Consider the following 17,300-nt stretch of genomic DNA (forward strand, 5'->3'; position numbering starts at 1 on the left):
GAATTACTACAACAATTATAGATACCAATGGGATTTAAAAAAGATGACCCCTGTACAGTACAGAGATCATCTTCTTAACGCTGCCTAGTCTTTTTTTAAAATGTCCTTTACAAGGGGTACAGTTTAGGTTTGCTTCTGGCTTTTTAATCAAAATACATATATTCATAGGAGAAATAACATATACATGTCATTACAAGTTAATTGCCTAGTTATGTTAAACTATATCTACCTGAATTATAGATGAGAAAGGGAAGTAACAATGGCGAAACGTAAAACGAAGTTTGTTTGTCAAGATTGTGGTTATGAGTCAACGAAATGGATGGGGAAATGCCCTGGCTGCCAAAGTTGGAATTCAATGGTAGAGGAGTTTGAAGAGCAGGATAGTAAGAAAAGAGGGTTTGTTACCTCTGGTGGTTCTGCAAGTAAGAAGCCACAACCAATAACAGAAATTGAACGTGATTTAGAGCAAAGAATTAGTACCAATATGGTAGAGCTTAATCGAGTGTTAGGTGGAGGAATTGTTCCGGGCTCATTAGTACTTGTCGGTGGTGATCCTGGGATCGGAAAGTCAACATTATTATTGCAAGTTTCAGCCAAGTTAGCACAAAATAATCATAGAGTATTGTACATATCTGGTGAAGAATCTGTAAAACAGACAAAAATTAGAGCTGACCGTTTAGATATCACATCCAGTAACTTATTTGTTCTAGCTGAAACAGACTTAGAAATTATTGAAAAGGCTATTGATGAAATAACACCTGCATTAGTAGTCATTGATTCTATCCAAACTGTCTATATGGCTGATATTACTTCAGCACCGGGAAGTGTGTCACAGGTAAGAGAAAGTACCGCTACATTAATGAGAGTCGCAAAAACGAAAGGCATTGCTATTTTTATCGTTGGCCATGTTACGAAGCAAGGAGCAATTGCGGGGCCGAGATTACTCGAGCACATGGTTGATTCTGTTCTTTACTTTGAAGGAGAACGTCACCATACGTATCGAATACTTAGAGCAGTAAAAAATCGATTTGGCTCAACAAACGAAATAGGGATTTTTGAAATGAAAGAAGTTGGTCTTGAGGAAGTCTTGAATCCATCGGAGATCTTTCTAGAAGAACGATCGCAAGGAGCTTCCGGCTCTATCGTTGTTGCTTCAATGGAAGGTACAAGAACTGTCTTAGTGGAACTACAAGCTTTAGTTTCTCCAACGACATTTGGTAACCCTAGGAGAATGGCCACAGGAATTGATCATAATCGAGTTTCATTATTAATGGCTGTACTAGAAAAGCGAGTCGGACTCTTGCTACAAAACCAAGATGCCTATTTAAATGTGGCTGGTGGAGTGCGCTTAGATGAACCAGCTGTAGACTTAGGGATTGCGATTAGTATTGCTTCTAGTTTTCGTGATTACCCTACGAGTCCAACAGATGTAGCTATTGGAGAAATTGGTTTAACAGGCGAAGTCCGCAGAGTGTCACGAATTGAGCAACGGGTACTAGAAGCAGCCAAACTAGGATTTAAGAGAGTAATTATACCAGAAAAAAACATTGGTGGTTGGAATATACCTAATGGAATATCAGTAGTGGGTGTATCTACAGTAAAAGAAGCTTTAGACATCTTGATGGGGGGTTAAGGAGTTGGACCATAGTAATAAAACGGCATTTATAAATGATGTTTTAAAATTAGTTGCACCCGGTACACCACTGCGTGAAGGTATTGATAATGTACTACGGGCAAAAACAGGTGGACTCATTGTATTAGGATATAACAATGAAATGATGAACATTGTCGATGGCGGTTTTTTTATCAATTGTGAATTTTCACCAGCATATTTATATGAATTAGCCAAGATGGATGGAGCCATTATTCTAAGTGAAGACGCCGGGAGAATACTGTACGCGAATACCCAACTCGTTCCTAACCCTTCCATATCTTCATCTGAAACAGGAATTAGACATCGGACAGCCGAGCGAGTGGCTCGCCAAACCAATAATTTAGTTATTTCAATATCACAACGACGAAATGTAATTACACTTTATCAAGGTGAGTTTCGTTATTCATTAAAGGATATTGGTGTGATATTAACAAAGGCAAATCAAGCGATTCAAACACTAGAAAAGTATAAATCTGTATTGGACCAGGGGATTACTAATTTAGGTGCACTAGAATTTGAAGAGTTGGTTACTTTTCAAGAAGTTGCTCAAGTAATTCACCGAGTTGAAATGGTTCTCCGGATTAAAAGTGAAATCTTAAATTATGTAAATGAACTTGGGGATGAAGGTCGCTTAATTTCCATGCAACTTGAAGAATTAGTCTCTAATGTAGAGAAGGAAGCAGGACTTTTAATTAAAGATTATGTCAAAGATCCTAGTCAGGACGAACAAGTGATTTTGCGGCACTTGAAGAAGTTGTCAAATGATGAATTACTTGATGATCAGGTCATCGTAAAGCTTTTGGGCTTTTCAAAAAATATTAACTTCTCGGAGCATACAATTACCCCTAGAGGTTACCGAATATTAAATAAAATCCCTCGTATTCCACCTGTGGTAGTCGATAATTTAGTTGAGAAGTTTGAAGATATTAGACAAATCATGAGAGCTTCAATTGAGGAACTAGACGATGTAGACGGAATTGGTGAGGCAAGGGCCAAGAAGATTAAAGATGGGCTAAATAGAATACAAGAACAGCTATTTATTGATCGACATATTTGAAGAAATTTCTTGACTGTCGATTATATTGACGATATAATAAAATATTTTTATAAAAATTGACAATCAATCCCGACTTTGTTATTTTAAAACTATGTATAATTTGATAATTTCTTCAAAGAAATTAGAAAAATTGCATACATTTTAAAGTTTGACCTTTGAAATAAATGTCTATACTGATAGAGGAGGTGAAATAGATGCTGAGATGGATAGTAAAACTATTCTTTGTTTTTATCGGTGGAACATTAGGGTATTTATTTGTTCCAGAATTAATACAAATCTTAAATTTTGGGTTGTCTAATTGGTTCACAAATGCCTATGTGGGTGCTGCAATCGGTGCAATTATATTTTATTTATCTTCATTTTGGATTACAGATTATGTTGTAGGTTTAATTCGTTTAGTAGAGGAAAAATTAGTTAAGGCTCCTGTTACAGATGTTCTATTTGGAACAATGGGGATCATTTTTGGGCTAATAGTTGCGTTTTTAATTGTCTTACCTCTAAATACAATAAACCTTCCTATACTTAGTTCTGTATTACCAATCTTCTTAACTATATTATTAGGGTATTTAGGGTATCAGGTTGGATTTAAAAAACGTGATGAATTGGTTAACTTATTCACACGAAAAAATGAAAGAAAAAAAGAAATTGATGAAGTAGTGAAAGAAAGACACGGTGTTGAGTTGAAAATTTTAGATACAAGCGTGATTATTGACGGAAGAATCGCAGACATTTGTCAAACTGGGTTTCTTGAGGGGACTCTTGTAATTCCTCAATTCGTACTTGAAGAATTGCAACACATTGCTGATTCTTCGGACGTTCTAAAAAGAAACCGTGGCCGCCGTGGCTTAGATATATTGAATAAAATCCAGAAAGAATTATCAATTAATGTAGAGATTTATGAAGGCGATTTTGATGACATACAAGAGGTTGATAGTAAATTAGTAAAGCTTGCAAAATTAGTTTCTGGGCTCGTTGTTACAAATGATTTTAACTTAAATAAGGTCTGTGATCTTCAAGGAGTACCAGTATTGAACATTAATGATCTAGCAAATGCAGTAAAGCCAATTGTCTTACCTGGTGAAGAACTTCATATCCAAGTAATTAAAGATGGTAAAGAGCATAATCAAGGAATTGCCTATTTAGATGACGGAACAATGATCGTTGTCGAGGGTGGCCGTGATCATATTGGTAAGCACATTGATGTAGTAGTGACGAGTGTACTACAAACATCGGCGGGCAGAATGATCTTTGCAAAGCCAAAATTGTTAGAAAAGGCATTATAGATAGTTATAGTAAAAGCAAAAAGCCTAGAAGCCTCAAAATGAACTTTTAAAAAACGTTAGGTTAGAGTTTTCTGACCTAACGTTTCCTTTTTATGCAGAGTTCGTTATAATCATAGCGATGATATATTATTTAGGTGGATGGGAGAACAAAGATTGATGAATTATTCAGTAGTAATCCCTGCGGCTGGCCAAGGAAAGAGGATGAAGTTAAATCACAATAAACAGTTTTTGCAGTTAGAAAACAAGCCTGTTATTATTCACACCTTAGAAATTTTTCAACAGGACGAATGGTGTAAGGAGATTATTGTGGTTGCTAATCCGAATGAAGCTGAGCAAATAAGGGACTTAACGAATACATATAGAATTACGAAAGCGAAACAAATCGTCTCAGGCGGAAGCGAAAGACAACATAGTGTATATAATGGTTTAAAGGCCGTAAAAGATAGTGAGATTGTTCTTATCCATGATGGAGCACGTCCATTCGTAGAGGAAGACCTCATACATAAATTAGTCATTGAAACTGACAGAAGTGATGCTGCGATATTGGCAGTACCAATCAAGGATACGGTAAAAGAATGTATTGAGTCTACTATTACACACACAGTAGATCGGTCTAGTTTATATTCAGCACAAACACCTCAAGCATTCAGCCTAAAAACTATATTGGAAGCACATAAGTTAGCAGAAGAAAACCAGTTTTTAGGTACTGATGATGCTAGTTTGGTTGAAAACTTGCAAAAAAAAGTTTCAATCGTTATGGGAGATTATTTTAATATAAAGCTAACAACGCAAGAGGACATCGTTTTTGCACGATCTATCTTACAAGTAAAGCGAGGAGCTGTTGAGTTATGAGAATTGGACAAGGTTATGATGTACATCAGTTAGTTGAAGGAAGGCCATTAATTATTGGTGGAATTGAAATACCTCATGAAAAGGGCTTATTAGGACATTCCGATGCTGATGTTTTGTTGCATACAGTTGCTGATGCAATTTTAGGTGCAATTGCCCAAGGAGATATTGGTAAACATTTTCCTGATACTGATCCTGCTTATAAGGGAGCAGACTCCGCTAAGCTTTTATCGCATGTCTGGGAATTAGTAAAGAAAAAGGGGTATAAGTTAGGGAACATTGACTGTACAATTATTGCCCAAAGGCCTAAAATGGCTCCGCATATACCTCAGATGAGACAACGCATCAGTGACTTGCTTGAGGCTGAACTTGATCAAGTCAATGTTAAGGCGACAACGACAGAGAAGTTAGGATTTTGCGGAAGAGAAGAAGGAATAGCAGCACTTGCGACTGTTTTATTAGTTAAAATATAAAATCAAAAATGCAAGATGTAGAATGGTGTGAGAATTGCTATGAAGACATCACACACTAATCCTACATTTTACATTCTACCTTCTACATTATAAAATAAGAAAAGTTATATGAGGAAATGGATGGTGTTACATATGTCAAAACAAGTAAGAGTTCGTTTTGCCCCAAGTCCGACAGGGCATTTGCATATTGGTGGAGCTAGGTCTGCACTATTTAACTACTTATTCGCTCGTAATCAAGGTGGAAAGTTTATCGTACGTATAGAAGATACAGACCAAGCAAGAAATGTTGATACTGCTCAAGAAAAGTTACTAGAGAGCATGAAGTGGTTAGGAATTGAGTGGGATGAAAGTGTTGATATCGGTGGTGAATTTGGTCCATATCGTTGTATGGATCGACTAGACATTTACAAAGAACACATTGAGAAGTTAATTAGTATGGGGAAAGCCTATTACTGCTACATGACAGAAGAAGAAAGTGAAAAAGAAAGAGAAGAGCAGGTAGCAAGAGGTGAGACACCTAAGTATAGTGGCCGAGATCGTCACCTAACACAAGCAGAGCGTGACGCATATGAAAAAGAGGGACGCAAGCCTGTTGTTCGCTTTTTTGTTCCTGAAGGTCAAGAAGTAGTGGTAGATGATGCTATCCGTGGCAGAGTAAGCTTTGAAACAGATGGCATTGGCGATTTTATCATTGCTAGACGCGATGGTATTCCAATGTATAACTTTGCAGTAGTTGTTGATGATCACTTAATGCAAATTTCTCATGTCATTCGTGGAGAAGAACATTTATCAAATGCTCCTCGCCAAGTATTGTTGTTTGAGGCTTTTGGCTGGGAAACTCCAAAGTTTGCTCATGCATCGTTAATTCTAAATCAAGACCGTCAAAAAATGAGTAAGCGTGATGAATCAATTATTCAGTTTGTAGAGCAATATCGTGATCTAGGCTATTTACCAGAAGCACTTGTAAACTTTCTTTCACTTTTAGGTTGGTCGCCGGTAGGAGAAGAAGAGATTTTTACGAAAGAAGAATTGATTGAACAGTTCAGTTTAGAGAGAGTTTCTAAAGCTCCGGCTGTTTTTGATACACAAAAGCTAGAGTGGATGAATAATCAATATATGAAGAAGGCAGATCAAGACAGAGTTGTTGAACTGGCATTGCCACATTTAGTTAATAGTGGTAAACTTCCAGTAGAAATGTCTGATGATCAATTAGCTTGGGCCCACGACTTAATTTTACTTCATCAAGAAAAGATGAGTTATGGAGCAGAAATTGTTGAGCTAACAGAGTTGTTCTTTAAGTCTGAAATTGAGTATAATGAAGAAGCGAAAGCTGTTTTAGCAGAGGAGCAAGTACCTACAGTACTAACAGAGTTTAAAGCTCAGTTAGAGGCACTAACTACTTTTACAGCAGAAGATATCAAGGCTGCAACAAAAGCAACTCAAAAAGCGACTGGACAAAAAGGCAAGCAGTTATTCATGCCAATCCGTGTAGCCACCACAGGACAAACACACGGACCTGATCTTCCGCAAGCGATTAGCTTGTTAGGAAAAGAAATTGTTATAAATCGCCTACAAGGATTATTATAGAAAACGTTGATGAGGATAAGTAAAAAGATTTATTCTTCATAGAGAGAATTGCCTAGGCTGAAAGCAGTTTAAGAATAAACTTTTGAAATGCCCCTCTGAGTCTTCTGCTAAAAAGCGTGAGCTAAGTAAGTAGAAGCGGTACTCTCCGTTATAGAGCAAAGAGGAGTATGTAATACTCAAACAGAGTGGAACCGCGCATCAAGCGTCTCTGTGCATTCGTGCACAGAGGCGTTTTTTTATACTTAATAAGATATTAACCCTAATTGGAGTTCTGAAGGGAGAGAGTTTGGTTGTTTAGAACATTACGAAATGATATTGATGTCGTTTTTGACCAAGACCCAGCAGCTAGAAGTAGACTAGAAGTGATATTTACCTATTCAGGACTTCATGCTATTTGGTGTCACCGCCTTGCTCATTGGTGTTGGAAAAAGAGAATGTTTTTCCTTGCAAGGTTTATTTCACAAGTGTCACGTTTTATTACAGGAATAGAAATTCACCCTGGTGCAGTAATTGGCCAAAGACTATTTATTGATCATGGTATGGGTGTAGTCATTGGGGAAACATGTGAGATAGGAGATAATGTAACAATTTACCAGGGTGTAACATTAGGCGGAACTGGGAAAGAAAAAGGTAAACGACATCCAACAATTGAGGATAATGTCCTGATCGCATCTGGAGCAAAGATTTTAGGTTCAATGACAATTGGGAAAAATTCTAGAATAGGTGCAGGTTCAGTAGTATTAAAAGAAGTACCGCCAAATTCTACAGTTGTGGGTATTCCAGGTCGTGTCGTCATGCAAGATGGCGTTAAGATTAGTAGGGACTTGGATCATATCAATTTACCAGATCCAGTTGCAGATAAATTTAAAGAATTAGAAGAAGAAATCAAACGACTTAGAAGTGAAGTAGAGATACTGAAAAATAAATAACAATTAGGAATTGTCAATTTTGAATGGTTATTGTTTTGGTGTTGAACTTCGAAGCAATGCCCTAAGACCAATTCATAATTCACAATTCATAATTCAAAATTTTGTTCAGAGGAGTGTAACTAAATGGCGATTAAAGTTTATAACACGTTGTCGAGGCAGAAAGAAGTTTTTAAACCGCTTGAGGAAGGTAAGGTAAAAATGTACGTCTGCGGTCCAACTGTTTATAATTACATTCATATTGGGAACGCAAGGCCAGCCATTATATTTGATATGGTACGAAGATACTTTGAGTTTCGTGGTTATGATGTAACATATATATCTAACTTCACAGATGTTGATGACAAATTGATTAATGCGGCAAAGGAATTAGGAGAAGATGTCCCAACAATTGCTGAGCGTTTTATTAATGCATATTTTGAAGATGTAGGGGCACTTGGGGTAAAGTGTGCTGACCATCATCCACGAGTAACGGAAACTATGCCTGAAATTATTGAGTTTGTTCAGGGGCTTATCGATAAAGGTTTTGCTTACGAAGTAAGAGGAGATGTCTATTTTAGCACTAGAAAATTTGAAGGTTACGGAAAACTTTCACAACAATCAATCGACGACCTTCAGTCGGGAGCTAGAATTGAAGTTGAACAACAGAAGGCAGACCCGTTGGATTTTGCGCTTTGGAAGAAAGCGAAGTCAGGAGAAATTTCATGGGAAAGCCCATGGGGAGAAGGAAGACCAGGGTGGCATATTGAGTGCTCTGCAATGGTCAAGAAATATCTAGGGGATACGATCGATATACATGCTGGTGGTCAAGACCTTTCTTTCCCTCACCATGAAAATGAAATTGCTCAATCTGAAGCTATGACCGGTAAAACGATGGCAAACTATTGGCTTCATAATGGGTATATTAATATTGATAATGAAAAAATGTCGAAATCTCTTGGGAACTTTATTTTAGTTCATGACATTATTAAAAAATACGATCCTGAAATTATCCGGTTTTTTATGCTAATGGCGCACTATCGGAGTCCAATTAATTTTAACGATGAGCTATTAAGTAGTGCAAAGAATGGGTTAGAACGTTTAAAAACAGCTGTAAAAAATTTGGAATATCGTTTAGAAGAAACGGCTAATCTGGGTAATAATGAAACTGAATGGTTAACAAAAGTGGAAGCTGAAAAAGAGAATTTTATCCGTGAAATGGATGATGATTTTAATAGCGCTAATGCAATTGCAACATTATTTGATTTAGCGAAGCTTGCAAATGTCTATTTAAGAGAAGACCATTCTTCAACGGCTGTCCTAGAGCGCTTTTTAGCAGTATTTAATGAGTTAGCAGACGTACTTGGTTTAGCCTTATCATCTCCGAGTGAACTGCTTGATGAAGAGATTGATAAGTTAATTGAACAACGAAATGAAGCTAGAAAGAATAAAGACTTCGCGCTAGCTGATAAAATTCGTGATGAGCTAAAAGATTTAAATATTGTATTAGAAGATACACCACAAGGAGTTCGTTGGAAGAGGGTTTAGAAAATAATGATGAAATTAACTGAATCAACAATCGATTTGCAACAGTTAAATGCATTAGCTTTGGCGTATATGGGTGACTCCATTCTTGATACTTACGTACGCTATCGTCTAATTGCATCGGGGAAAGTTAGGCCACAACAACTTCATAAGAAAGCAACGAGTTATGTATCAGCAAAGGCGCAGGCAGAAGTAATCAACTGCCTGCTTGCCACTGATTTTTTATCAGAGGAAGAAGTTGCGGTTGTCATGAGAGGTAGAAATGCAAAGCCTGGCAATATTCGCAGAAGTACAGATTTACAAACATATCGATTAAGCACAGCGTTCGAGGCTTTAATTGGATATCTTTATTTACTTAATAGATACGAGAGGCTAGACGAAGTCATTGCGAGAACATTTGCTATCCTCGAAAAAGAAGAAGGGAGTGAAACAAATGAGTAGTGAATTTATTGTTGGTAAAAATCCAGTATTAGAAGCTTTACGCTCGGGTCATACGATTAATAAAATCTGGATTAGCGAAGGGACTCAAAAAGGACAAGTAAATCAAGTAATTGACCTAGCTAAGGAAAATGGCATTCAGTTTCAATTTGTTCCTAAGAAAAAGCTAGAGTCACTAGTTGATACGCAAAATCATCAAGGGATAGTTGCATCAGTAGCGGCGTATGAGTACGCAGAACTTGAGGATTTATTTATCAAAGCTCAAGAAAAAGGGGAAGAACCATTCTTCTTGTTGTTAGATGAAATTGAGGATCCACATAACCTCGGCTCTATACTTCGGACAGCCGATGCAGCTGGTGCTCACGGAGTAATAATTCCTAAACGTCGGGCGGTAGGTTTAACGGCTACTGTAGCTAAAGCATCTACAGGTGCAATTGAATATGTTCCTGTTGTAAGAGTAACAAATTTGGCTAGAACAATGGATGAACTTAAAAAACGTGGACTTTGGTTTGCCGGCACCGATGCCAAAGGAGATACAGATTTTAGACAAGCTAGTTTTGACTTGCCAATTGGGTTAGTTATTGGTAGTGAAGGAAAAGGAATGAGCCGTTTAATTAAAGAGAAATGTGATTTCTTACTCGGAATACCTATGCATGGGAAAGTAACTTCTCTTAATGCATCTGTTGCTGCTAGTCTTTTGATGTATGAGGTGCGTAGAAAGCGTAATCCAATAGGAACGAAGTGAGATGGCTGAGATACTTCTCGTTGATGGCTACAACATTATTGGGGATTGGCCAGAACTAAAAGAGTTAAAGAAAGATGATTTAGAGGGTGCCCGCGATCAATTAATAGAGAAAATGGCAGAGTATCAAGCTTTTAGCGGGATGAAAGTTTATATCATTTTTGATGCCCATATGGTTCCTGGCATAGGAAAGAAATATAAAAACTATCGATTAGAGATCATCTATACAAGAGAGAATGAAACCGCAGATGAACGGATTGAGAAGTTAGTAAAAAAGCTAAAACGTATTGATACACAGGTGTATGTTGCTACATCCGATTTTGTTGAACAGTCAGTTACATTTGGGTATGGTGCATTACGTAAGTCAGCGAGAGAACTCCGAGTAGAAATGGGTATTGTAAAAAAAGGGATCGACAAAGAAGTAAGAAAGTCGAAAAAACGCGAAAACACAACGAAAATTCCGATTTCTGACGAAATGGCAGAAATTTTTGAAAAATGGCGTCGAGGGGACATGTAAGCGGTTGACGAGCCTTAAAACTATACTATATAATATTTCTATATTTAGGTAATTGGTTTTGTTTAAAAAGGTTACAAGTATCGTACTACTAATAAATCTTTTATTTTTCGGTGGTAGTATTAGGGAATTTACATAACCCACTTTCGCTTAATAACTCCCTTTTTAAACGTATACAATTCATCGAAGGTCGGAGGGATGATGGTGAGCATAGAACTCAAGGAAATCACAAATGCTGACTTTGAACAAATGGAAGATGAGTACTTAGTAGACTATGTTCGCGAGGGAGATAGTGGTGCTTTAGAATACCTAATTAACAAGTATAAGAACTTCGTTAGGGCTAAAGCGAGATCGTACTTCTTAATTGGTGCTGACCATGAAGACATAGTGCAAGAAGGAATGATTGGGCTTTATAAGGCAATTCGCGATTTTAAAGGGGACAAGCTGTCTTCGTTTAAAGCATTTGCCGAGCTTTGTATTACAAGGCAAATCATTACTGCAATAAAGACAGCAACGAGACAAAAGCATATTCCTTTAAATTCCTATGTATCTTTGGATCGACCGATTTATGATGAAGAGAGTGATCGCACACTCCTTGACGTCATTTCCGGAACACGTGTAACTGACCCAGAAGAACTCCTTATTAATCAAGAAGAGTTCGATGATATTGAACTTAAAATGGGTGAGATATTAAGTGACCTCGAAAGAAAAGTATTAATGTTATATTTGGATGGTAGATCGTATCAGGAAATTTCTGTTGATTTAAAAAGACATGTTAAATCTATTGATAACGCTTTGCAAAGAGTAAAGCGAAAGCTAGAGCGTTATGTAGAGTTAAAAGGAATAAGCATTTAAAAAAACAGGGCGAGCCCTGTTTTTTAAATTAAGAATTAAGAATTAAGAATTAAGAATTGAGAATTAAGAATTGAGAATTAAGAATTAAGAATTAAGAATTAAGAATTAAGAATTAAGAATTAAGAATTGAGAATTGAGAATTGAGAATTAAGAATTAAGAATTAAGAATTATGAATTATGAATTATGAATTATGAATTATGAATTATGAATTAAGAATTATGAATTATTATAGTGATGCTTCGAAGCACTACAAAAACATTCTTCATTTTACATTCTACATTCTACATTACCAAGAGGGTTTTAAGTAGGGTAATATTGGTTACACTGATATAAGACGTTATTGACACTGTTTAGGCCCTATGATATGGTTTATTAGTATGTGAATATTCTCATTTGTAAGATAGGGGTAGTATAGATGCGTAAGAAAATAGTTCTTGCATGCGATATTTGTAAGTCTCGTAACTATACAACAGAAAAGAACAACGCTACGACTGCAGAAAGAACAGAAATGAAGAAATTCTGCAAGGTTTGTAACGAGCATACCCTTCATCTTGAAACAAAGTAATCTTGTATTCAGTGCATATTTGTACAAGCATATGTATAAAGGGTTAGAAAAATTAACTTGTATCGCAAGCATAATTTTTTCCCCTGACTTGCTTTTATTAAGTATATACAGATTTAATTTAAGTTAGTGTTTAAAGGGTGGAGGTGGCTTGAATGGCTGAAACAGTTAAAAAAACAGGTCAATTTTTTCGTGATGTAGTAAAGGAACTTAAAAGAGTATCTTGGCCTACTCGTAAAGAATTAACTCGATATACTGCAGTAGTAGTTGCTACGGTAATTTTTATAGCAATTTTCTTTGCGGTTGTTGACTTAGGTATTTCTAGTTTAGTTCGCTTTATTTTAGGATAATTGGTCTATCCTTTTATAATAAGAGTTCGTTCAAAAAGGAGTGTATGCCTGCTTTTTTGAACATCCTCTTTAAGTAGGATTGGTCCATAGAGGAGGGAAGGACGAAAAGGTCCTGTTCATTATGGAGAAGAATTGGTATGTTGTTCATACTTACTCAGGTTATGAGAACAAAGTAAAAGCAAATTTAGAAAAGCGTGTTGAGTCAATGGACATGGCAGACAAGATCTTCCGAGTGCTTGTTCCTGTTGAAGAAGAGACAGAAACAAAAAACGGAAAAACAAAGTCTGTAACTCGTAAAGTCTTTCCAGGCTACGTATTAGTAGAGATGGTCATGACTGATGACTCATGGTATGTAGTTCGAAACACTCCTGGTGTAACTGGGTTTGTTGGTTCAGCGGGTGCGGGTTCAAAACCAACAGCGCTGTTACCAGAAGAAGTAGAAGCTATCTTACGTCAAATGGGTGTTGAAGAACCACGTGAAGAGATTGACTTTGAACTTAAGGAATCAGTAAAGGTTAAAGAAGGTCCTTTCGCGAACTTTGTTGGCTCGATTGAGGAAATTTCAATTGAGAAAAGAAAAATCAAGGTTCATGTTAATATGTTTGGTCGTGAGACGCCAGTTGAATTAGATTTTACTCAAGTAGAAAAAATCTAAAATTTATAACTTGCTTTCTTACTTTTAAAATGATAATATCTTATATGTTCTTAAACGCGAGTTAATAGAACAACTTTCGAATAGAAAGTAAATTGAGTGGGAGGATCAATTCTAGGATCCGGTTACCACATCACGGACTTAAGGAGGTGTGTCGCGTGGCTAAAAAGGTTATAAAAATGGTAAAGTTACAAATTCCTGCTGGGAAAGCTAATCCAGCACCGCCAGTTGGACCTGCACTAGGTCAAGCGGGAGTTAACATTATGGGATTCTGTAAAGAATTTAACGCTCGTACTGCTGATCAAGCTGGTTTAATTATCCCGGTTGAAATTACGGTATTTGAAGACCGTTCATTTACATTTATTACGAAAACTCCACCTGCTGCAGTATTACTTAAAGTAGCTGCTGGTATCCAAAGCGGATCTGGTGAGCCAAATCGTAAAAAAGTAGCAACTGTTAAGCGTGATAAAGTTCGCGAAATCGCAGAACAAAAGATGCCAGACCTAAACGCTGCTAACGTTGAGTCAGCAATGCGTATGGTTGAAGGTACTGCACGTAGTATGGGAATTGTTATTGAAGACTAATCCCTTGTTACTAAATGAAGGGACTTAGGAGGGTTGCGATTAGGCTCAGTTTTTTGAGCGCGCAACCTTTATTAGTGGGAGGTACTACCGCTAAAACCACAATCAAGGAGGAAATAAAATTGGCTAAAAAAGGTAAAAAGTATCAAGAGGCTGCAAAGCTTGTTGATCGCACAAAATCTTACCCTGTTGAAGAAGCAATTGAATTAGTGAAAAAAACTTCAGTAGCATCGTTTGATGAGACAGTTGAAGTTGCATTTAGATTGGGTGTAGACCCTAAGAAAGCTGACCAACAAATTCGTGGTGCAGTTGTTCTTCCACACGGAACTGGTAAAGTTCAACGTGTGTTAGTATTCGCTAAAGGCGAAAAAGCAAAAGAAGCAGAAGCAGCTGGAGCTGACTATGTTGGTGATGAGGACTACATCAACAAAATCGCTCAAGGTTGGTTTGACTTTGATGTAGTAGTAGCGACTCCTGACATGATGGGTCAAGTTGGTAAACTTGGACGTGTATTAGGACCTAAAGGTTTAATGCCGAACCCTAAAACAGGAACTGTTACTTTCGAAGTTGAAAGAGCTGTTAATGAAATCAAAGCTGGTAAAATCGAGTACCGTGTTGATAAAGCTGGAAACATCCACGCACCAATCGGAAAAGTTTCTTTCGATACAAACAAGTTAGTTGAAAACTTATCAACTGTAGTTGAAACTTTAGTTAAAGTTAAACCTGCAGCTGCTAAGGGAACTTACATGAAAAATATCGCAGTAGCTTCAACAATGGGACCTGGAATTAAAGTTAACGTTTCATCTGCTACTAAATAGTTCCAGTTGACTCAGGCTTTAATACAAGATATACTAGCCATTGTGAATTGAATAATTCATACCGTAGACAGTAGGTGCGTCTAACGCTTAATTTCCTACCGAGGTTTGTTAAATGTTGATCTAATCAATATAACAAAAGCCTCCGTGTGTCTGCATGGAGGCTTTTCCTATAAGGATCACCTCAAAAAAACGGTATGGTTTTACTACTATCGAACAGATAGTGAATAGAAGACCTTGGGCATGCCTTAAGATTTTCTAATAATCATAGGAGGTGTAAATATGAGCGTACGTGAACAAAAACAACAATTCGGACAAAAACAAGTATTAGTTTCTGAGATCGCAACGAAGCTTCGTGACAGCAAAGCAACAGTAGTTGTTGACTACCGTGGTTTAAATGTTGCTCAGGTAACTGAATTACGTAAGCAACTTCGTGAAGCGAATGTTGAGTTTAAAGTATATAAAAACTCTATGACACGTCGTGCAACTGCAGAAGTTGAGTTAACTGACCTTGACTCAGTTTTAGTAGGACCGACGGCTATTGCTTTCAGTAACGAAGACGTAATTGCTCCTGCTAAAATCCTTAATGACTTCGCGAAAAAGAACGATGCATTAGAAATTAAAGCAGGTATTATCGAAGGTCGATTTGCTTCATTAGAAGAAGTTAAAGCACTTGCTGAACTTCCTTCAAGAGAAGGTTTACTTTCTATGTTGCTTAGCGTTCTTCAAGCTCCAATGCGTAACTTTGCATTGGTTACAAAAGCTGTTGCTGAACAAAAAGAAGACCAAGGTGCTTAATAGCCCGATAAAATTAAATTTAACTTATAACTAGGAGGAAATATAAAATGAGTAAAGAGCAAATCTTAGAAGCAATCAAAGAAATGACTGTTTTAGAATTAAATGACCTTGTAAAAGCAATCGAAGAAGAGTTTGGCGTAACTGCAGCTGCTCCTGTAGCTATGGTTGGTGGCGGTGCTGCTGCTGCTGAAGCTGAGCAAACTGAGTTTGATGTAATCCTTACATCTGCTGGTGCTTCTAAAATCAACGTTATCAAAGTTGTTCGTGAGTTAACTGGATTAGGATTAAAAGAAGCTAAAGCATTAGTTGATGGTGCTCCAGCTCCACTTAAAGAAGGCGTATCTAAAGAAGACGCTGACGCTATGAAAGCTAAGCTTGAAGAAGCTGGCGCTGCTGTAGACGTTAAGTAATTTAATGAAAAAACTCGCATTTATGCGAGTTTTTTTAATTTATATAAAAAGTAAGATGCTAAAAGTATAGATCAGCAAGAGAATAAACATAATGAATCTTGGTGAATAAAGTAAAGGTGTGATAAAACGTGTCGAATCACTATTATTCAGAAAAACCGACGGTTGAAAGTTCTCGTAAAAAATGGGACTCTGAGTTACGGGGAATTAAAATGGTGTTTACATCTGATGCGGGAGTATTTTCAAAGAAAGAAGTAGATTTTGGTACTCGCTTGTTACTAGAAGTATATCAGTACCCATCGATAGAGGGAGACATTTTAGATGTGGGTTGTGGTTATGGTCCAATTGGATTAACTTTGGCTAAGGAAGGACAAGATAGAAATCTAGTAATGGTTGATATGAACGAAAGAGCATTAGAATTATCCGAACTTAATGCGAAGCTTAACGATATCACGAACGTTTCCATTAAAAAAAGCAATCTACTAAATGCGCTTGAAGGAAAAAGCTTTGCTTCGATCCTATCTAATCCTCCTATTAGAGCTGGAAAAAAGGTTATTCATCAATTATTTGAAGAGGCTTATGATCATTTAGAAAATATGGGGGAGTTGTGGATTGTTATTCAAAAGAAGCAAGGTGCTCCTTCTGCTATTGAAAAATTAGAAGAGTTATTTGGAGAAGTTCAAATACAAAAAAAGTCAAAAGGTTATTATATTATTCGCGCAAAAAAACAATTGACTTAAAAATTCATTTGTGTTAGTGTTATTTAATGCGTATGAATATCGTTTTAAACTCATTTTTTCTCAAAAGTCAATCATATTTTTACTGTTTAAATATCCATTTTTTGGGCAGACTAATATAATCAATCCTACCATTAATATGCTATTTTAGGTAATTGCCTTGGACACATAGGTACATAGTTTGACTACAACTTAGAGAAAGAAATGTGTTTGAAACAAATTGGTCTTTTTTAATTTGTTTAGCCTAGAACCATGGGTTGGTACTTGTGCTTACTTTCGAAAAAGGCCTTTATGAATGTGGTTTTTTTAAGTGAAAAACCCTTTTTCTTTTTCTTTATAAGATATTTATTTTTTATGTTATCAGCAAAACTTAGGTTTGTATATAACAGTTTTGATCTCCTAGTTTGAAAAAGCTACCTGAACTACTGCTAAGTGCAACCGAGTTTTCTAATATATGCTTAGTTAACAGCTAGGCCAAAAGATTAGTCAAAATAA

The 17,300-nt window shown here is 36.7% G+C and carries 21 protein-coding genes and 2 other annotated features; all 21 genes read left to right on the forward strand.

Going from position 1 to position 17,300, the window contains the following annotated elements; genetic code table 11:
* Window positions 1-88: IS3 family transposase (locus tag DS745_RS04365; RefSeq protein ID WP_153188168.1), on the forward strand; the 88-nt coding region annotated here is incomplete at its 5' end.
* Window positions 89-259: 171 nt separating this feature from the next.
* The gene (gene radA, locus DS745_RS04370; protein WP_129077050.1) at window positions 260-1,633 is read left to right on the forward strand and encodes a DNA repair protein RadA; all 1,374 of its coding nucleotides are present in this window, start codon (window positions 260-262) and stop codon (window positions 1,631-1,633) included.
* A gap of 4 nt (window positions 1,634-1,637) precedes the next feature.
* Window positions 1,638-2,711 (forward strand): DNA integrity scanning diadenylate cyclase DisA, encoded by a 1,074-nt coding sequence (gene disA, locus DS745_RS04375; protein WP_129077052.1) that lies wholly within the window; start codon window positions 1,638-1,640, stop codon window positions 2,709-2,711.
* Window positions 2,712-2,905: 194 nt separating this feature from the next.
* A complete protein-coding gene (locus tag DS745_RS04380) occupies window positions 2,906-3,994 on the forward strand; it encodes a PIN/TRAM domain-containing protein (RefSeq protein WP_129077054.1) in 1,089 nt (362 codons plus the stop codon).
* Between the two features lie 156 nt (window positions 3,995-4,150).
* On the forward strand, window positions 4,151-4,846 hold the full coding sequence (ispD, locus tag DS745_RS04385; RefSeq protein WP_129077135.1) for a 2-C-methyl-D-erythritol 4-phosphate cytidylyltransferase: 696 nt from the start codon (window positions 4,151-4,153) through the stop codon (window positions 4,844-4,846).
* Window positions 4,843-5,316: a 2-C-methyl-D-erythritol 2,4-cyclodiphosphate synthase gene (gene ispF / locus DS745_RS04390; protein ID WP_129077055.1), complete on the forward strand. Its 474-nt coding sequence runs from the start codon at window positions 4,843-4,845 to the stop codon at window positions 5,314-5,316. Before ispD ends, ispF begins: the two co-directional genes overlap by 4 nt.
* Window positions 5,317-5,448: 132 nt before the next feature.
* Entirely contained in the window at window positions 5,449-6,903 is a 1,455-nt protein-coding gene (gltX, locus tag DS745_RS04395) for a glutamate--tRNA ligase (RefSeq protein ID WP_206662912.1), read from the forward strand.
* Window positions 6,901-7,116, forward strand: a binding site (T-box leader). Its footprint overlaps the gene before it by 3 nt.
* A gap of 77 nt (window positions 7,117-7,193) precedes the next feature.
* Window positions 7,194-7,832, forward strand: a complete 639-nt coding sequence (gene cysE / locus DS745_RS04400) for a serine O-acetyltransferase (RefSeq protein WP_129077058.1) — start codon at window positions 7,194-7,196, stop codon at window positions 7,830-7,832.
* A 123-nt stretch (window positions 7,833-7,955) separates the two neighbouring features.
* Window positions 7,956-9,356 (forward strand): cysteine--tRNA ligase, encoded by a 1,401-nt coding sequence (cysS, locus tag DS745_RS04405; RefSeq protein WP_129077060.1) that lies wholly within the window; start codon window positions 7,956-7,958, stop codon window positions 9,354-9,356.
* 9 nt (window positions 9,357-9,365) lie between these two features.
* The gene (locus tag DS745_RS04410) at window positions 9,366-9,794 is read left to right on the forward strand and encodes a Mini-ribonuclease 3 (protein ID WP_129077136.1); all 429 of its coding nucleotides are present in this window, start codon (window positions 9,366-9,368) and stop codon (window positions 9,792-9,794) included.
* The gene (gene rlmB / locus DS745_RS04415; RefSeq protein WP_129077061.1) at window positions 9,787-10,536 is read left to right on the forward strand and encodes a 23S rRNA (guanosine(2251)-2'-O)-methyltransferase RlmB; all 750 of its coding nucleotides are present in this window, start codon (window positions 9,787-9,789) and stop codon (window positions 10,534-10,536) included. The genes DS745_RS04410 and rlmB overlap by 8 nt, the downstream gene beginning before the upstream one ends.
* Before the next feature lies 1 nt (window position 10,537).
* A complete protein-coding gene (locus DS745_RS04420) occupies window positions 10,538-11,050 on the forward strand; it encodes an NYN domain-containing protein (RefSeq protein ID WP_129077063.1) in 513 nt (170 codons plus the stop codon).
* A gap of 201 nt (window positions 11,051-11,251) precedes the next feature.
* A complete protein-coding gene (gene sigH, locus DS745_RS04425) occupies window positions 11,252-11,902 on the forward strand; it encodes an RNA polymerase sporulation sigma factor SigH (RefSeq protein ID WP_129077064.1) in 651 nt (216 codons plus the stop codon).
* Between the two features lie 416 nt (window positions 11,903-12,318).
* The gene (gene rpmG, locus DS745_RS04430) at window positions 12,319-12,468 is read left to right on the forward strand and encodes a 50S ribosomal protein L33 (protein WP_129077066.1); all 150 of its coding nucleotides are present in this window, start codon (window positions 12,319-12,321) and stop codon (window positions 12,466-12,468) included.
* 152 nt (window positions 12,469-12,620) lie between these two features.
* Window positions 12,621-12,815: a preprotein translocase subunit SecE gene (secE, locus tag DS745_RS04435; RefSeq protein WP_129077067.1), complete on the forward strand. Its 195-nt coding sequence runs from the start codon at window positions 12,621-12,623 to the stop codon at window positions 12,813-12,815.
* 121 nt (window positions 12,816-12,936) lie between these two features.
* On the forward strand, window positions 12,937-13,470 hold the full coding sequence (gene nusG / locus DS745_RS04440) for a transcription termination/antitermination protein NusG (RefSeq protein ID WP_129077068.1): 534 nt from the start codon (window positions 12,937-12,939) through the stop codon (window positions 13,468-13,470).
* Between the two features lie 155 nt (window positions 13,471-13,625).
* Window positions 13,626-14,051: a 50S ribosomal protein L11 gene (rplK, locus tag DS745_RS04445; RefSeq protein WP_071315258.1), complete on the forward strand. Its 426-nt coding sequence runs from the start codon at window positions 13,626-13,628 to the stop codon at window positions 14,049-14,051.
* 119 nt (window positions 14,052-14,170) lie between these two features.
* Window positions 14,171-14,866 carry a 50S ribosomal protein L1 gene (gene rplA / locus DS745_RS04450; protein WP_129077070.1) on the forward strand — a complete coding sequence of 232 codons (696 nt, stop codon included), beginning with the start codon at window positions 14,171-14,173 and terminating at the stop codon, window positions 14,864-14,866.
* A gap of 43 nt (window positions 14,867-14,909) precedes the next feature.
* Window positions 14,910-15,043 (forward strand) — a sequence feature (ribosomal protein L10 leader region).
* Between the two features lie 102 nt (window positions 15,044-15,145).
* Window positions 15,146-15,661, forward strand: coding sequence for a 50S ribosomal protein L10 (gene rplJ / locus DS745_RS04455; protein WP_129077072.1), 516 nt, complete (start codon window positions 15,146-15,148; stop codon window positions 15,659-15,661).
* Window positions 15,662-15,708: 47 nt separating this feature from the next.
* Window positions 15,709-16,071 (forward strand): 50S ribosomal protein L7/L12, encoded by a 363-nt coding sequence (gene rplL / locus DS745_RS04460; protein WP_129077073.1) that lies wholly within the window; start codon window positions 15,709-15,711, stop codon window positions 16,069-16,071.
* Between the two features lie 128 nt (window positions 16,072-16,199).
* On the forward strand, window positions 16,200-16,808 hold the full coding sequence (locus DS745_RS04465) for a class I SAM-dependent methyltransferase (protein ID WP_129077074.1): 609 nt from the start codon (window positions 16,200-16,202) through the stop codon (window positions 16,806-16,808).
* Window positions 16,809-17,300: the final 492 nt, after the last annotated feature.

Source organism: Anaerobacillus alkaliphilus, assembly GCF_004116265.1.
GTDB classification, from domain to species: domain Bacteria; phylum Bacillota; class Bacilli; order Bacillales; family Anaerobacillaceae; genus Anaerobacillus; species Anaerobacillus alkaliphilus.

Excerpts from the sequence above, each read along its gene's own strand:
- nusG (WP_129077068.1), top strand. The coding sequence starts at position 12,937 with ATGGAGAAGAATTGGTATGTTGTTCATACTTACTCAGGTTATGAGAAC.
- ispD (WP_129077135.1), top strand. The coding sequence starts at position 4,151 with ATGAATTATTCAGTAGTAATCCCTGCGGCTGGCCAAGGAAAGAGGATG.
- ispF (WP_129077055.1), top strand. The coding sequence starts at position 4,843 with ATGAGAATTGGACAAGGTTATGATGTACATCAGTTAGTTGAAGGAAGG.
- DS745_RS04420 (WP_129077063.1), top strand. The coding sequence starts at position 10,538 with ATGGCTGAGATACTTCTCGTTGATGGCTACAACATTATTGGGGATTGG.
- secE (WP_129077067.1), top strand. The coding sequence starts at position 12,621 with ATGGCTGAAACAGTTAAAAAAACAGGTCAATTTTTTCGTGATGTAGTA.
- rplL (WP_129077073.1), top strand. The coding sequence starts at position 15,709 with ATGAGTAAAGAGCAAATCTTAGAAGCAATCAAAGAAATGACTGTTTTA.
- radA (WP_129077050.1), top strand. The coding sequence starts at position 260 with ATGGCGAAACGTAAAACGAAGTTTGTTTGTCAAGATTGTGGTTATGAG.
- rlmB (WP_129077061.1), top strand. The coding sequence starts at position 9,787 with ATGAGTAGTGAATTTATTGTTGGTAAAAATCCAGTATTAGAAGCTTTA.
- DS745_RS04410 (WP_129077136.1), top strand. The coding sequence starts at position 9,366 with ATGAAATTAACTGAATCAACAATCGATTTGCAACAGTTAAATGCATTA.
- gltX (WP_206662912.1), top strand. The coding sequence starts at position 5,449 with ATGTCAAAACAAGTAAGAGTTCGTTTTGCCCCAAGTCCGACAGGGCAT.
- cysS (WP_129077060.1), top strand. The coding sequence starts at position 7,956 with ATGGCGATTAAAGTTTATAACACGTTGTCGAGGCAGAAAGAAGTTTTT.
- rplJ (WP_129077072.1), top strand. The coding sequence starts at position 15,146 with ATGAGCGTACGTGAACAAAAACAACAATTCGGACAAAAACAAGTATTA.
- rpmG (WP_129077066.1), top strand. The coding sequence starts at position 12,319 with ATGCGTAAGAAAATAGTTCTTGCATGCGATATTTGTAAGTCTCGTAAC.
- DS745_RS04380 (WP_129077054.1), top strand. The coding sequence starts at position 2,906 with ATGCTGAGATGGATAGTAAAACTATTCTTTGTTTTTATCGGTGGAACA.